15 protein-coding genes and 1 pseudogene are annotated in these 15,027 nt (G+C 41.9%); 12 read left to right on the top strand and 4 right to left on the bottom strand.

The genetic code is table 11. From position 1 onward, the window contains the following. Window positions 1-93: 93 nt before the first annotated feature. Window positions 94-1,797, bottom strand: a complete 1,704-nt coding sequence (locus tag ABN702_RS17515) for a M4 family metallopeptidase (protein ID WP_417898043.1) — start codon at window positions 1,795-1,797, stop codon at window positions 94-96. Window positions 1,798-2,104: 307 nt separating this feature from the next. On the opposite strand from ABN702_RS17515, the gene ABN702_RS17510 reads away from it, so the two are divergent. The 5 genes from ABN702_RS17510 (at window position 2,105) to ABN702_RS17490 (ending at window position 5,006) form a co-directional block, all read left to right on the top strand. Beyond that, window positions 2,105-2,578, top strand: a complete 474-nt coding sequence (locus ABN702_RS17510; RefSeq protein ID WP_417898042.1) for a DUF4047 domain-containing protein — start codon at window positions 2,105-2,107, stop codon at window positions 2,576-2,578. After that, window positions 2,572-3,117 (top strand): signal peptidase I SipW, encoded by a 546-nt coding sequence (gene sipW / locus ABN702_RS17505; protein WP_417898041.1) that lies wholly within the window; start codon window positions 2,572-2,574, stop codon window positions 3,115-3,117. The genes ABN702_RS17510 and sipW overlap by 7 nt, the downstream gene beginning before the upstream one ends. Window positions 3,118-3,201: 84 nt before the next feature. After that, window positions 3,202-3,810, top strand: coding sequence for a TasA family protein (locus ABN702_RS17500; RefSeq protein WP_417898040.1), 609 nt, complete (start codon window positions 3,202-3,204; stop codon window positions 3,808-3,810). 301 nt (window positions 3,811-4,111) lie between these two features. After that, window positions 4,112-4,330, top strand: coding sequence for a cyclase (locus tag ABN702_RS17495; protein WP_417898039.1), 219 nt, complete (start codon window positions 4,112-4,114; stop codon window positions 4,328-4,330). Between the two features lie 82 nt (window positions 4,331-4,412). Next, on the top strand, window positions 4,413-5,006 hold the full coding sequence (locus tag ABN702_RS17490; RefSeq protein ID WP_417898038.1) for a YdeI/OmpD-associated family protein: 594 nt from the start codon (window positions 4,413-4,415) through the stop codon (window positions 5,004-5,006). A 62-nt stretch (window positions 5,007-5,068) separates the two neighbouring features. Here ABN702_RS17490 and ABN702_RS17485 read toward each other — a convergent pair whose 3' ends face one another. Both ABN702_RS17485 and ABN702_RS17480 read right to left on the bottom strand, forming a co-directional pair. Beyond that, the gene (locus ABN702_RS17485) at window positions 5,069-5,707 is read right to left on the bottom strand and encodes a GNAT family N-acetyltransferase (RefSeq protein ID WP_417900949.1); all 639 of its coding nucleotides are present in this window, start codon (window positions 5,705-5,707) and stop codon (window positions 5,069-5,071) included. Window positions 5,708-5,726: 19 nt separating this feature from the next. After that, a complete protein-coding gene (locus ABN702_RS17480) occupies window positions 5,727-6,629 on the bottom strand; it encodes a macrolide 2'-phosphotransferase (RefSeq protein WP_417898037.1) in 903 nt (300 codons plus the stop codon). A 999-nt stretch (window positions 6,630-7,628) separates the two neighbouring features. Here ABN702_RS17480 and lepB point away from each other — a divergent pair. From lepB to ABN702_RS17465, 3 genes and pseudogenes are all read left to right on the top strand, one after another. Further along, a pseudogene (gene lepB / locus ABN702_RS17475) lies at window positions 7,629-7,967 on the top strand (signal peptidase I); the annotation flags it as partial. Between the two features lie 159 nt (window positions 7,968-8,126). Then, entirely contained in the window at window positions 8,127-8,507 is a 381-nt protein-coding gene (locus tag ABN702_RS17470; protein ID WP_417898036.1) for a VOC family protein, read from the top strand. A gap of 108 nt (window positions 8,508-8,615) precedes the next feature. Beyond that, window positions 8,616-9,137 (top strand): DUF1456 family protein, encoded by a 522-nt coding sequence (locus tag ABN702_RS17465; protein WP_417898035.1) that lies wholly within the window; start codon window positions 8,616-8,618, stop codon window positions 9,135-9,137. A gap of 54 nt (window positions 9,138-9,191) precedes the next feature. On the opposite strand, the gene ABN702_RS17460 is transcribed toward ABN702_RS17465, so the two are convergent. Continuing rightward, window positions 9,192-10,370 carry a DUF418 domain-containing protein gene (locus tag ABN702_RS17460; protein ID WP_417898034.1) on the bottom strand — a complete coding sequence of 393 codons (1,179 nt, stop codon included), beginning with the start codon at window positions 10,368-10,370 and terminating at the stop codon, window positions 9,192-9,194. Between the two features lie 152 nt (window positions 10,371-10,522). Here ABN702_RS17460 and ABN702_RS17455 point away from each other — a divergent pair, with 152 nt between their 5' ends. From ABN702_RS17455 to ABN702_RS17440, 4 genes are all read left to right on the top strand, one after another. Next, window positions 10,523-11,236 (top strand): response regulator transcription factor, encoded by a 714-nt coding sequence (locus ABN702_RS17455; protein WP_417898033.1) that lies wholly within the window; start codon window positions 10,523-10,525, stop codon window positions 11,234-11,236. Continuing rightward, entirely contained in the window at window positions 11,233-12,978 is a 1,746-nt protein-coding gene (locus ABN702_RS17450) for a sensor histidine kinase (RefSeq protein WP_417898032.1), read from the top strand. Before ABN702_RS17455 ends, ABN702_RS17450 begins: the two co-directional genes overlap by 4 nt. Before the next feature lie 184 nt (window positions 12,979-13,162). Next, window positions 13,163-13,714 (top strand): hypothetical protein, encoded by a 552-nt coding sequence (locus tag ABN702_RS17445; protein ID WP_417898031.1) that lies wholly within the window; start codon window positions 13,163-13,165, stop codon window positions 13,712-13,714. 233 nt (window positions 13,715-13,947) lie between these two features. Beyond that, window positions 13,948-15,021: a Gfo/Idh/MocA family protein gene (locus tag ABN702_RS17440; protein ID WP_417898030.1), complete on the top strand. Its 1,074-nt coding sequence runs from the start codon at window positions 13,948-13,950 to the stop codon at window positions 15,019-15,021. Window positions 15,022-15,027: the final 6 nt, after the last annotated feature.

Below are 15,027 nucleotides of genomic sequence, written 5' to 3'. Positions count from 1 at the left end.
ACAACCGAGTTTTGTCGAAAAAAGCCATGAACGGCTATGGAGCTCATTCATGGCTTTTGGGATTTGCAAAGCTGAAATGCTGATTTATGGAAATTAGTTTATTCCTACAGAAGCGTAGGCATCCATTACCGCTTGTGTTTCTAGAGATGGTGCACCGTTTTTGTCTGGGTACAGATCACGGGCTGCATGGATGGCAGCTTCACGCATATCATGGAATCCAGAAGTAGATGTTAAGTAGAGTGTAAGAGCACGGTAGTAGATTTTTTCTGTTTTGCTTTTGCCAATTCCATTGATAGTAATGTCATTGTTGGTACCGCCTTGTGAAATTAAGTAGGCAGCTTTATTGTTGATTCCGCTGTTAATGTGTACGCCGCCCTTGTCTGCAGTTCCCAAGTAGCGATCATCATAGTGATCTGGATAGTATCCGGACTCTGTTAATGATGTCTTCTTAGAAGCAGGGTTGCTCATGGAACGGAGTCCCCCGTCACCAGGAATGTTAGGAGTGGTGATATCCTCACCCAGTTCCCACTCTACCTCGCCTGTAGCATACATCTCAGCAAAGTTTCCTAAAATGTCTGCCAAGGATTCATTGATGGCGCCAGATTCATTCTCATAAATTAAGTCTGCTGAGTGTTCAATGACACCATGGGTCATTTCGTGACCGGCAACATCCAGCCCGCCTGCCAAGGAGTTAAATTTGATTCCATCCCCATCTCCATACATCATTTGTTTTCCATTCCAAGCAGCGTTATTCCATTTTACTCCAATATGGACCGTGCTGATTATGGGCATTCCCTCATTATCTAAGCTGTTTCTCCTGTGTATGACTTGATAGTATTTGTTTACTTTATCAGAGTTATAATGCGCTGAAATAGCTGCAGGATCATAGAAAAAGTTGGTGGAATTAGTTGTCGATACTTCATATCCAGTGAATCCGAAGGCGGCACCTAGCAAATAGACGAATTCTTCCATGCGTTTAGCAGTGAAAGTGGCCATCGGTACTGTTTTTCCAGCAGCAACGGAAGCACCATATAAATAACTAGTCCCAGTGGTCAAATCCTTTCCGACTGGGAAGGATTGCATCTTACCATATAAGTCCAACCCTCTTCCGGTTACTGGGGAAAGTGTTTCCGTGTCAACGTGGTGTATCTTATTAAAGCTATTAATGACTTCTCCATTTGTTGCATCAACAAAGTAATGGTAGTATCCAGGCTGTGGACTTGAAGTAGATGCTTTAACCAGGTAAGTGAGATAATATTTCCCTTTGTAAGGATAAACCATTAAGTTAGCATCGATTCCATCGTAGTGTTTAACTTTACCAATTTCTGATTCAACATCTTCTTGGACAATCGCAATAGCGTCATCTTTTGAAATGGCTGCTTCCGTTGGAATAAGAGTACGTGCTAAGCTTTGTGTGACCTTTCCTAATGATGCATATACATTGTTGCTTGAATCTAATGCTACGGTTTGACCAGAACCGTATATTGGAATTCCTTTGTATTGCTCGATAGTACGTACATGGTATGTACCTGTGTTGCTATCATTCACCTCGCTGATAATTTTAAACTGCTCACCGGGATCTGTAAGTTTTGTCATTACTGATTGCACCTGTGATTGAAGATACGCTTTTACTACATCTTGTTTACTTAATCCTTCAGCTTGAAAAAGAACGGTCGCGCTACTAGTTGATTCAGTTGCCAATACAGATGGTGAAAATCCTCCAAATGCCAACGACAGAGCCAATACAGCAGGAATCGCTGCTTTTTGCCTCCTATTTTTATTCCATTTCTTCCCCAAAAAAACCACCCTTTCCTTGTAATTATCGTAGAACAATTCGAATTATTGCAAAAATTTTGATTTAAATCAATTGGGTAAAAAGTTTTGCGGTTTCTAACGGGTTTTTCTCATTCAGCGGAAAATTCGACAAAATTCTTTCTGGTTTTCCGATGAAATTAAACCAATACCAGCTTTCTGATAATTCTGTAATAATGGGGGAAGTTAGAGTTTTCAGCGGGGGTGATAAATAAAAATGAAACGTACTTTTCATAAAGTGTTCCTGTTTTCAAGTCTATGCTGTATATCCTTCTATACTGGAAATTTAATTGTGGGAGAAACAGAAGCGTCTTTTTCTAGCCAGGAAAAAATGGACACTTTCGAGGTATCAACTGCGTTTGTTTTTCCAGCCGCCATTCAACAATTAGAGAATCAGGCTGAGGGGTTAGCAGACAGTATGTGCAGTCAGTATCAAACCATTCTTTTGTCTTCACCAGGTGAATCGTCACAGGAGTCAAATGATAGGCTTTTTGAAGTCACAATTAAAACTCAGGAACTGAAAAGCCAATTCGATGAGCTGCAAAGCATCCATTTTCAAATGTTGGATTATATTAATCGAATTCCAAACCAAACGGATCCAACTTCATTTGCTTATGTCCGTGAAGGTTTTGAAAAAATTGAAAATGTGATGAGGGAAGTGCAAACAGCCATTGATTTTTCAAAAATTGCAGATATTCGTGCTGCAATCGAAATGCAGATCAATGAGCTGGAAGCGAAACAAAAAGCAGGTGATCAAACATGGTAAAGAAACTCTTGAAATTAGTAAGTAGTATCACAAGGATTATTTTCATTATGGTGCTATGTTTATTAGCCTTTATTGTTCTCTCTTCAAGAATGAGTGGGGGAGAATCAGCCTTTATGGGTTATCAGGTCAAAGCTGTGTTATCAGGATCAATGGAACCTGCCTTTTTAACGGGATCAATCATTGCAATCAAGTTAGATGATAAACAAACTTCCTACGATGTGGGGGACGTAATCACCTTTCATTTAGATGGAAAATTAATCACTCATAGAATTATCGAACTCAACAATAAGAATGGACAAGCTGTTTATAAAACTAAAGGTGATAACAACGATGGTCCTGACCTTTGGACGATTTCAAAGCAAAATGTAATAGGTAAGTATACAGGGGTCACAATCCCTTATGTAGGTTATGCCCTAAATTTCGCGGGGTCGAAATTGGGGTCAGCGTTATTATTGATTGTACCTGGATTAATTTTATTGATTTCTGCGTTCAGTTCCATCATTGGGGCAAAAAAGGAACTGGAAGCAAGCAAAGCCTAAAATTTTGGTTAGCTCTCCTATGTATATACTAAAAAATACATAAGAGTCTTATAATATTTCAATTTATTTAAGGGGGAAATGGAGATGAGTTTTACAAAGAAGGTAAGTCAAGGTGTTATGAGTGCAGCGTTGGGGTTATCACTGATAGGAGGAGGAACATTTGCCTACTTTAGTGATACAATTGAAACACAGAACACCTTTGCAGCAGGTACCTTGGATTTAAATGTGAATCCTAATGTAGTGGTAAATATTAATAACATTAAGCCGGGTGATGAAATTTATCGTGAATTTACTCTTGAAAACAATGGTTCTTTAGATATTTACAAAGTATTATTAAATACCAATTACAGTGTGGAAGATATGAATCAAGATAATACGGATGATTTTGCAAAACACATCAAAGTAACGATTATGTATAATACCAGTTCAGCAACAAATCCGATTGTGGAAACCACGCTGTATGACTTACAGACGCAGCAACCAGATTTAACGGCAATTGATCGATTGACAGACCGTATTCCAGACGGCATTCCTGCTGGAGAAAAGGAGAAAATCTTTGTGTTGTTTCAATTTGAAGACAATGGACAAGATCAAAATCAATTCCAAGGAGATTCACTGAAGGTTGACTGGACATTTAATGCAGAACAAGGTGCCGGATCTTACTATGATGATACTGATGAAAATAGTAACTAAATAGATTAAAAGAAGGAATCGCAAGGATGTGAAATGTATCCCGAATAATGGACACTTTGAAAAAAGTCCGTTATTCGGTTTTTTTGTGTCCATTAGACCCCAACCCCGTTTATAATCATTCAAGGGATATGAGCAGAGGAAGAAAAATTAGCAAAATAATACGGCATAATAAATCGCTACTTGGTGTATAATATTTTATTCTAAACAGCCCTTATTTAGGAGCGTTAATCTTAAAAGGATTAACGCTCTTTTTGTTGAATTCACATAATATAGGTATCAACTTATTTTAAGGAGGATTCTAATGGATAAAAGAGTTCAGTTTGACTTTGAAATAGAGTTTACAAATGGCGGTGGAATTCAAGGGCAGGAATTCCGTCTTGACATTGTGGGAGATGATATAACCGACCAAGAGCTAGCAAAATATATTGTAGAGGATATGAGGTTACTGATGGTTGGTGAAGTAAGGATACTTAACAAAAAAATAATTAGTGAAAAACATAAAAGGACATCCGAACAGTAACACTTTAGAATTTATTTTAGTGATGGAGAATGTTCATTCTAGACGGTCAGTTAAGTGAAAAAATGATGGAGGGTGTTTCTTGATGACAAATAGTAAATTGAATCGTAAGGTTGATGGATTTTTAAAGAAAACCAAAACGTGGAAGGAGGAATATGAAAAGCTGAGAGAGATTGTTCTTGACTGTGAGCTAACCGAAGATTTTAAGTGGATGCATCCCTGTTACACATTTGAGGATAAAAACATCGTTTTAATACATGGATTCAAAGAATATTGTGCGCTTTTGTTCCACAAAGGTGCCTTATTAAAGGACGAACATGGGATACTGATCCAACAAACGGAGAATGTACAGGCGGCGCGCCAGATTCGGTTCACCAATGTTCAGAAAATAGTTGAAATGGAAAACATCCTGAAAGCCTATATTAAAGAAGCCATTGAAGTTGAAAAAGCCGGCTTGGAAGTGGAGTATAAAAAACATGCAGAATACATCATTCCTGAAGAGCTTCAATATAAATTTGATGAAATGCCTGCTCTGAAAACAGCTTTTGAAGCATTGACTCCTGGAAGGCAAAGAGCATACATTCTTCATTTCTCCAAACCAAAACAATCCAAAACCAGAGTGTCGAGAGTTGAAAAATGTATGGAACAGATTCTTGATGGAAAGGGATTGAATGAATAGGATTTCTACCAGAAGATAAACAGCGGGACGGCCCAACCAGCCAACTGTCCCGCTGCTAATCATTAAAACTGTACCGTCGTAACAGACTCTAGTGCTTCTTTAAAGTCTTCTGGTGCTTCCGTAATTTTTAGCTTGTAAAATTCCTGCTTCGGCATACATTTTTCCAAAATAGCCAGACTTTCCTCCAATTCATTCTTTCTGCTGCCGAATCGATCGCCGGACAATAGATCGAATCCGAAGTCGGAATAGAGCTTGATCGCCCGGTAGCTTCCAGGCTGCGTATGAAGATAGACCGGGTAATCCTCCTGCTTCAGGTCTTTCATAATGATCGAGAGCAGGGCACGCCCGATTCCCTTTCCTTCATAAGATGGTAGAACCTTAAACCAATGAATGGTGCTAAACCGTCCGTAAGCCTTCCACAGCAGGCAGGTGGCAACAGGTTCCCCGTATTTATCACATACAACCAATGTTTTCTCAAAAAACAGCTCATCCTGGCCGCCATACGTCGTGTGGAAGAAATCCTCCATAAAAGGTTTGTATTCTTTCGCAGTTTCAGGGTCATCAAAGGGCATGGCCATCCAGATATCTAATTCCTCCTTTCTCAAATTTCTTACATGGAAGCCTTCTGGCAGGTCTGTGAGAGCCTCTCTGTTTATGGATGGACACATCATAAATATATTTAAATCAGGTATTTCTTCCATCACTTTATCTCCTCCTCCATTATTCGTTCACACTCAATACATGCTTTGCCATCTCTTTATACTCATCCAAGCCCGACTTGATTGCAAACTCTGCAATGGCAATGGGATAGGCTGCTGCAAGTTCGATGACATGCTGTACCATATTCGGCCACACATAGCCGCCCGCCTTATTATAGAGTTTTACTAATTCTATTAAAGCTTCTTCCCCAAAAGTTCGGTAGTGTGAAACAAAGTCGTTGGCGATATCTGTAACGGACGCTTCTGTCCAATCGATGAATCCGGTCACTCTGGCATCCTCATCAATCAGGATATGTCCTGCATGCAAATCACCATGGACAAGTCCAGTCCTCTTTGGCCAAAGGGAATCATCAGTCACCCAGGCCTGCCATCTTGCCCATAGTTCGTCGTGGACATTAAACTCAGCTTTCACTTTTTCCATTCGCTTCTTCATATTGGCCCTTGCTTGAACCGCCGTTTCTACAGGCAAGCCGGCCATCTTTACCTTCTCCTGATCAATCTGATGCAGGGAAACCATCGCTTCTGCTAAGGTTCGGTTGAAGAGGGCAGGAACATTCTTTTCATCGAGTTCCCACACGTAGGCCTGAGCGGCATGATCAATCGTTCCAGCAGGTACACCATTCAATCTTTTGTATGCAATTAACTGATCTGAGTACACCAACCATCGCGGAGCCTGCACGCAAAGATTATCTCCGACTACATCTAATGTTTGCTTTTCCTTTTGGGTGGAGTCCATCACGTCTATCCTTCTTGGGAAGCGTAACACCCACTTTTCCTCATTTATATCAGTTGCGAAAACTACGAGAAAATCCAAGCCCGACTCGTTGAATGCAAGAGAGTCGCGCTTTATCTCAATTCCGTTCTGTTTGGCGATATTGATTACTTGATCATTTGTAATTTTCATTTCACATTCTCCTCAATATTAATTTTAAATGCAAAAAAGCACAGGCGCCCTACCTGTGCAACGAAGTAAATGGGTATGCAAAAGAAGCCTAGAAATGGTCGGATTCTTAGCAATAGCTTTGAAATAAAAAAACACAACAAAAAAGAGGACAGACTAAGTCCCCCCTCTTTTTCACATCACATATCGTAAAATAAAGGTTTCCTAAAAGTAGGCAGACCAATCCCATTTACCCTGCACACAGGCAGAGCCATTGACCGTATTCAATTAACGGTTCAAAGCTTGGGAACGAAGTCGCATACTTGCAGTCACTAGGAAAACCTCCATTTCTTTAAAAGTTAGGTATAGTCTAACATGGATGAAGGGAGTGTTCAAGATTAAAAAGGATAACGTACAGTCCAGGTAGAACTTGTAGAGGAATTGAAATCAGGAGGGAAAAACCATGATCAATAAGCTCGGACAAGTGATGGTGTATGTGAACAACCAAGATGAGGAAGTTCATGGGGACAGACTCCGCAAACTTTTTTAGCCCGAGCTGATGGTTTTTGTCGAAATATGCGTTTTATCGATATTTGCCCTGTTTTCGTTGATATATTAAAATTTTCATTGATATTTGCAAATTTTCGTTGATATCGTGAACGGATTCATCGATATATTAAAATTTTCGTTGATATCCCACTTCGGGACACAAAAATACGTTTGTAACATAGCCTGAAACGGAAAAAACTCGTCAAATTGACGAGTTTTTTCATTTAGAACCAATCCTCAAGAGCCCTTCTGCAGATTATCATACTTATACTGATAGGATTTTAATTCCTCTTCCTCCCCCAGCTCTAAATAGAGCTTGGTCGGCCAAATGGAGCGGGTGTCTGTGGGTCGGAGCTCGGGCTCCCAGTTGAAGCATTTCATTGCTTCGTTCAGCTGTTTAAGGCCATGGGGACGAGGGGCCTGTCCCAATTTATCTTTACAGGATTATTGCTTGCTATGTCGTATATGTAAACCGAGGAGAAGGACTACATAAAAAGAGTGATAGGTTTGCCGGGGGACCGCATTGAATATAAGGACGATATCTTATATGTGAATGGTATAGCATATGAGGAACCCTATCTGGATGAACAAAAAGCCGGCATAATAGATGCTCCGTTAACGGAGTCATTTACTCTCTTGGATAAGGCGGTGAAGAGTGAAACAGTTCCTGAAGGGCATATTTTTGTGATGGGTGACAATAGGAGAATTAGTGATGATAGCCGGGACATTGGGGCGATTCCCATGGATAAAGTAATTGGAACAACAAATGTAGTGTACTGGCCATTAAGTGAGATGAGGATAATAGGGAAATAAACGGATAAGGGTGAGGCGTTCTTGATGATAATTGCATTCACCATTACATCCTGTGCGTCAAAGGGGCTCTGACCCCAATTCCTTCCTATAGAAAGGAAAATCTGTCCCCCTTGTAGAAGTAATGAAGGAACACGATACCCAATTCAGGAGGGAATAATCATGATCAATAAGCTTTCGCAAGTCATGCTGTATGTCGACGATCAGGATGGGGCAGTGAAATTCTGGACGGAAAAGGTCGGTTTTGAGGTCATTGCAGAAGAAAACAACGGTCATATGAGATGGATTGAAGTAGCGCCTGCTAAAGAAAGAGAAACGAGCATTATCCTGCATGATAAGGAAGTTATTGCAAAAATGTCGCCGGAATTGAACCTTGGCACTCCTTCTCTCATGTTCTCTACGCCAGATCTGGAGCAGTTTTACCGCCATCTATCTGAAAAAGGGGTAAAGGTAGGGGAAATGGTGAATATGGGGCCGATGAAGGTTTTCAACTTTGCCGATGGGGAAGAGAACTATTTTGCAGTGATGGAAAAGAGTGAATAGGTTTTGTGAAAGTCCAAGTTCTGTTGAGAAGTTGGGCTTTTTATTTTTATTTTTCAAATATGATATACTAGATGAACTTATATAGCATGTGTTCTAGGAGGATAATAGATGACGAACAACGATATTCTGATCAGACTGAGGTACGCCCTGGATATCAAAGATAACGATATGGTGGAGATATTTCAGCTTGGGGACGTGGATATGACAAAGGAAGACGTGCAGAAAATACTCACCAAGCCGGTGGAAAGCTACGATTTTGATTCCGAAGAAGAGTATGAGCAAGCGCTTGAGAAGGAAGAAATCCTTCCAATCAATAACAACAAGCTGGAGGCCTTTCTTAATGGCTTCATCATTTTCAAAAGGGGTAGACAGGAGCCGAAGTCTGGACAGCCTGAGAAGCCGCCTTTTTCCAATGAACCGGCCAATAACATCCTGCTGAAGAAGATGAAGATTGCCCTCAGCCTTACGACAGAGGATATCATAGACATATTGGATGAAGCGGGAGTCACCATTTCCAAAAGTGAGCTCGGCGCATTTCTAAGAAAAAACGGCCATAAAAACTATAAAGTCTTCATGGATAAGTACGCCAGGAACTTTTTGAAAGGATTGGCTTTTAAATACCGTCATTGAATAGTAAAGGGGTCGGGCACTGCGGCATTGAGCCGTGGTGCCCGACCCCTTTACTTATTTCGCCATTACTCCAGGTGCCACTGCCTGTTTCTTGTTTTTCTTCCATTTCCAATATGTGCCGATCCGCATCAGCGTTTCGACTGGTCCGGCCTTGCGATATTTCAGGTACCAATGACTCAGGGCCACTTGGGTGCTGTAGATGACAATAGCAAGCAGGATTCCGTTCAAGATTCCGATTTTACCGAACAGGCCAAATCCGTAGCCGTAGAAAATGGTCGTACAGATGACACTTTGGAGCAGATAGTTGCTTAGGGACAGGCGCCCGACTTTTTCAAATAGTGCCAGGAGTGGGTTGAATTCCATCGTGTACAGAAGGGCAAAGGAAAAGATATAGCCCAAGGAAAGCAATGGAGCCCCGAACATCCCGGCCACTCCTGAGAAGTAGGCTTCCGGCAGCGCATATGCTACGCTTTTCAATAAGAGGCCTAGCGGCACCAACACGATCGAGCCGAGGATATATCCTCTTCTTTCCTGCTGAGGATTGGTGAACCAGTTGCTTTTTGCCGCATACATACCAAGCAGGAAAATCGGGCATAGGATAAACGGTGAAAGCAGGAAAAGCAGGAAGTATGCTGCAGGAGGAAGTCCAAGTGGATCCTCTGCACTGTTTCGGAATTCCTTGATATCTGTGTAGCTTCCAGTTGCATATATTTCAGTTGCCTTTTCCACATAGGAGGTCATGTTCTGCGCTTCTTCCTTTGTCGGCTCCATCGTACCGAGACCTAAAAGGGAGGTCAAAACGAGCAGCACCGAAGCCCAAACTAGCATCGTTTTCTTTTTTCTATTGATGAAAATCAGCATGATCAGTCCGATAAAGCCATACGTAAACAATATATCCCCTTCCCAGATATAAATGGAATGGAGCAATCCGAGTCCCAGAAGCAGGAAGGAACGGCGCACAAAATGGCGTTTCACTTTCTTGCGGTCACATTCGAGCTTTTCCTTGAATTTGATCATCGAATATCCGAACAGGAACATGAAGATCGGCATAAAGCTGCTCTCCACGAAAATCCTCAACCAGGTGTTTGCGACGCTATCTCCTGAAAATAGCTGAAAATGCTGAAGATCATCCTTTCCCCACATCCCATATTGAAAAATAAGCATATTCGCCATCAGGATCCCGATCAGGCTGAAGCCCCGCATCCCATCTATCAGTTTTACTCTTGTGCTCATCTTGTTTTCTCCTCTCACTCTTTTCATAGTTTCACTATATCTGAGGCTCGTGTCTGACGTTTTACCGCTACTTTACGAATAGATAAATAATTTCGTATTTGTTCAACTGTTCGTAAAGTTGCTATGCTAAGATATGTACGAGGTGGATATACATGGAAAATAAAAACATCATGATCGTGGATGATGAAAAGGCAATTGTGAAGATGCTCGAAATCATGCTGAACAAAGAAGGCTTTCAACATATATATACGGCACATAATGGCGAACAGGCGCTTACGATCTTGGAAAAGGTGAAGGTGGATGTCATTGTTCTTGATGTCATGCTTCCCGACTGCAGCGGCTTTGACCTTTGTCCGAAGATCCGGCAGATATCATCCGCTTATATCCTGTTTTTGACGGCAAAGGTATCAGACCTGGATGTGCTGACAGGGTTCGCGACAGGTGGAGATGACTATGTCACCAAGCCTTTTAACCCTCTGGAAATTGCCGCAAGAATCAAAGCTTATCTTCGACGTACCCCAAGTATGGAAATCCCTGCTCCAACCAAAACGGAAAAAAAGTACGACTTCGGCAGGTTTATGTTAAATGAAGAAGCTGGAGATCTGATTGTCGATGGCCAATCGGTGCCGTGTCCGACACAGGTCTATTTGCTTCTGCTCTATTTTTGTAAACATCCGAATATGGTGCTTTCCAAAACCCGTCTTCTTGAAGCGGTCTGGGGATTTGACCATTATGTAGATGACAATACGGTATCTGTACATATTAGGAGAATAAGAGAACGAATCGAAAGAAATCCAAGCAATCCTGAGTATTTGGTCACAGTGAGAGGACTGGGTTATAAGCTTGTGAAGGGAAGCGCATCATGAAGCGCTTAAGAAGAAGGCTATTTCTCCACTTTTCCTTTCAGTTCATTTCCCTTGCAGTGGGGATGATCGTTCTTTTCGTGCTGCTTATGCTGATCCTGGTTGGGGTGATGACTAAACATGAAGCGGAGGTCAACTACTACCAGGCGAAAGTGGAAAGTGTGGCCATGGATACCGGGAATAGCATCAACATATTGAAAATGGCAGAGGGTTGGGATGAAAATTTAGCGGAAGAGGAGGTTTGGGTGCAAATCATCAATGATCATGGGGAAGTGATTGATGCAAGCAATGTGCCATCCGATTTTCCTGATTCTTACGGCCAGCATGATCTATACAGGATGCAGCACGACAAGGAGCTGCTGGGATACTCCCTCTATTTTTATCTGGAAACCACCTATGATGAGCCTCACCTGTTTGTATTGGGGAAAAAAGAAAAAGCGCACACGCTCTTGCAGCAGCTTAAAGATGACTACAGCTCTGAAGATATCGTTGATCAAGCACGAGTTGGGGAAATAGCGGAAAAGTTACAGCCGATGGACGGCTATCTGGAAATATGGGATGAGAATAATCAGCTCCTGCAATCCATAGGGAAAAGCTCGAACGCAAAAGAGGATCTTCCGCTTGATATCTATATCCGGAACATCAAACCTGATACTTATTCTTCAAAAGCTTCGTTCCATCGAGATCAGGAAACAGGACATTTATGGGTGCTCTATACACCTAATGAGCACAAAAAAGAGCTTCAATTGACTTCGCTTCAGGAAATAATCATGGCCTTTGCCATTTCGGTCGCGATCTTTCTCCTGTTGGCCATCATGCTCTCCTTCTGGAACGGCTTCCGATACGGGAATCCGCTGTTCATTTTCACCAGCTGGCTCAGCCGAATGGGGAACGGACAGTATGAAGAGGTCTTGACCGAGAAAGAGAAGAAGTTGATTTTCAAGAAAAACGGCAAGGTCAGAATGAAGTACAGGCTCTATGCCGAGGTTTTCCAGGCATTCTATGATATGGCGGAAAAGCTGGATCAATCTAAAAAAGAAAGAGAAAGACTGGAAAAGACAAGAGAGGAATGGATGACCGGCCTTTCGCATGACCTGCGCACACCTTTAACCACGATGCAGGGCTATGGGACCTTATTGGAGAGCGGGCAATACGATTGGTCCAAGCAGGAGCTCGAGGAAATAGGGAAGACAATCGATGACAAGAGCAAGTATATGTTAAGTCTGATAGAGGATTTTTCCCTAAGCTTTCAATTGAAAAATGACACCAGCATCGCCAATTTCGAGCCAACGGAAATCAATGGTGTGATGGAGACTATCTTAGAAAAGTTTCACGAGGATCGAACCCTATCAGACTATCATCTATCATTGGAGCCCCTGGGCTATTCTTTTAAATTGCCAATAGCCAAGAGATGGTTCGAGCGGATGGTGGATAATCTGATTTACAACGCGATTAACCATAACCCGGCCGGTACCACAATCAAAGTGAAGCTGGAAACAGCAGACCCTTCACACCTGAAAATTGTGATTGAGGACGATGGAATAGGAATGGACGAGGAAACCCGTAAAAATCTGTTCAACCGCTACTACCGCGGAACCCATACCGAAGCCCGCACAGAAGGTTCCGGCCTTGGCATGAGCATCGCCATGCAAATCGCCAAGCTGCATAAAGGCTCAGTGTCGGTGGAATCAGTTGTTGGCAGATGGACGGTTGTGGAGATTGTGTTGCCTGTTGGGGGGGAGTAAGGTATACAATAATGTCCCATCTTTAAAGCAAGCAATTTAATAAGAGAAATTAGGAGTGTTAACATTGTACAATCTCTATCTAGAGTAACGTGGCTTTGGTTTAAATGATCAATAATTGGGAAGCTAAAAATATATAGGAACTTAGCTAGATCTCCTAAAATATTTGTTAGGAAGTGAGAATAAAGTGAGTGATGAATTTCTGCTTAAACCGGAAAGCAAAATAATGGGAACAAATCAGACCATATTGGATTTTTGGCAGTGGGGATTTTCGAATTTACGAACTAACAATCTAAGGGGAATACTTGCTGAATTTATTGTTGGAACAGCTCTTGGGTGCCTTAACCAACCTCGTGTGGAATGGGATGCTTTTGATCTAATCTATAATGAGATGAAAGTGGAAGTGAAATCTTCTGCGTATATCCAAGCCTGGCATAAAGATAAATTCTCGAACATCAGCTTTGGTATTGGGGCAACAAGAGAATATGATTATGAAACGAATCAATTCAGCCCAACAGTAAAGCGGCAAGCTGATATATATGTCTTTTGTGTGCATAAAGAAAAAAATATAGAATTAATAGACCCGTTAAATCTAACACAATGGGAATTTTACGTGACCTTAACGACAGAATTGGATCAGTATTTCCCCCACCAAAAAACAGTTTCTTTATCTTCATTAAAAAGAATAGCAAAACCGAGTACGTATGAAACTTTGAAAAAAGTAATTAATAATCTGTGATGATCACAGGAAAAGAACTTCTGCTAAGGGATTAAGGATTGCTAGATAGTCAGGTGTTATTTTTATTAAATATATTACTCTTTGGTAAAGAGGTAAAAACAGTAACTGAACAGTGGTTTCCTCAATCTTTGAACTAATACAGCACATTCCCCCAAGAAGGAATAGTGCTGTTTTTTGTCGAAATGATGGAGAGTACATAACTTTAAACTCATAGAAAAAGGGGATCTACTATCATGAACAAAATCAAAGTAGGAATCATCGGAACAGGGTTCGGAGCGAAAGTGCATGCACCGGTTATGCAGAGTCATCCGGGCTTTGAAGTTGTTTCGATTTCAAGTGTAGCAAGAGGTAGACTGGATGAAATCAAAGAAGAGACCGGTGTGTCTAATGTGTATGCCAATTGGCAGGACATGCTGGATCAGGAGGAACTGGACCTGGTTGCGGTTGCGTCCGCACCTTTACTTCATCATGACATGGTAGTGAAGGCGTTTGAAAAAGGCCGTCACGTATTATGTGAAAAGCCGATGTCCTTTGATGCAAGAGAGGCAGAAAATATGATCAAGGCAAGGGATGAAGCGGGAAAATTGGGTTTGATCAATTTTGAATACCGTTTCCTGCCTGCAAGACAAAAAGTAAAAGAAATCGTTGCGAGCGGGAAAATCGGAAAGGTGATGCATGTAAACTTTTCATTAAATATTGCTGGCTATGAGCGTTACGCTACCGCAAAAAGAGGATGGCTCAGCCAAAAGGACCAGGCAGGAGGAATGCTTGGAGCGGTCGGCTCGCATCTGATTGATTCGCTTCTTTGGTGGACGGGTACACGGGTGGAGTCCATTTCCGGTCAGTTGACCACGCACGTACCGGAGTTCACAGATGAAAATGGGGTAAAGGAAGTCCGCACGGCAGATGATGCATTCCAGGCTATGGGGAATTTTGTCGGTGGAGGAACATTCACGATCGGCTCAAACATCGCAGTGCGTCACGCGTTCGGCTGGGAGCTTGAGATTTACGGAACGGAAGGCACGCTGAAGATGTCACAGGACAACAAAGTACTTCTTGGAGTAGGAAACGAACCAATGGAAGAAGTGGAGATTGAGAGAGCACTCGACATTCCGGAGGGGATGAATCAGATTGCTGCCGGCTATTATAATGCTTTCTACCGATCACTTGACCAGGTATATCATGCAGTGGCGAATGGTGACATGCATGCGGATCTGCCTGTTTTTGAGGATGGTCATCATGTACAGGTGATACTGGATGCGATCAAGCAGTCTCATGAGGAAGGAAGAAGGATTGTTATCGGATAGTCCTTC

Origin of the sequence: Bacillus haimaensis, from assembly GCF_048270625.1 — a bacterium.
In the GTDB taxonomy this organism is placed as follows: domain Bacteria; phylum Bacillota; class Bacilli; order Bacillales; family Bacillaceae_I; genus Sutcliffiella_A; species Sutcliffiella_A haimaensis.
The sequence above is the reverse complement of the archived record's forward strand: the minus strand, read 5'-3'. Positions and strand labels throughout refer to the sequence as shown.

What these genes read in the sequence shown, in the direction of transcription:
- sipW (WP_417898041.1), top strand. Translation starts at nt 2,572, where the DNA reads ATGGTAAAGAAACTCTTGAAATTAGTAAGTAGTATCACAAGGATTATT.
- ABN702_RS17500 (WP_417898040.1), top strand. Translation starts at nt 3,202, where the DNA reads ATGAGTTTTACAAAGAAGGTAAGTCAAGGTGTTATGAGTGCAGCGTTG.
- ABN702_RS17495 (WP_417898039.1), top strand. Translation starts at nt 4,112, where the DNA reads ATGGATAAAAGAGTTCAGTTTGACTTTGAAATAGAGTTTACAAATGGC.
- ABN702_RS17490 (WP_417898038.1), top strand. Translation starts at nt 4,413, where the DNA reads ATGACAAATAGTAAATTGAATCGTAAGGTTGATGGATTTTTAAAGAAA.
- ABN702_RS17485 (WP_417900949.1), bottom strand. Translation starts at nt 5,707, where the DNA reads ATGGAAGAAATACCTGATTTAAATATATTTATGATGTGTCCATCCATA.
- ABN702_RS17480 (WP_417898037.1), bottom strand. Translation starts at nt 6,629, where the DNA reads ATGAAAATTACAAATGATCAAGTAATCAATATCGCCAAACAGAACGGA.
- ABN702_RS17470 (WP_417898036.1), top strand. Translation starts at nt 8,127, where the DNA reads ATGATCAATAAGCTTTCGCAAGTCATGCTGTATGTCGACGATCAGGAT.
- ABN702_RS17465 (WP_417898035.1), top strand. Translation starts at nt 8,616, where the DNA reads ATGACGAACAACGATATTCTGATCAGACTGAGGTACGCCCTGGATATC.
- ABN702_RS17460 (WP_417898034.1), bottom strand. Translation starts at nt 10,370, where the DNA reads ATGAGCACAAGAGTAAAACTGATAGATGGGATGCGGGGCTTCAGCCTG.
- ABN702_RS17455 (WP_417898033.1), top strand. Translation starts at nt 10,523, where the DNA reads ATGGAAAATAAAAACATCATGATCGTGGATGATGAAAAGGCAATTGTG.
- ABN702_RS17450 (WP_417898032.1), top strand. Translation starts at nt 11,233, where the DNA reads ATGAAGCGCTTAAGAAGAAGGCTATTTCTCCACTTTTCCTTTCAGTTC.
- ABN702_RS17440 (WP_417898030.1), top strand. Translation starts at nt 13,948, where the DNA reads ATGAACAAAATCAAAGTAGGAATCATCGGAACAGGGTTCGGAGCGAAA.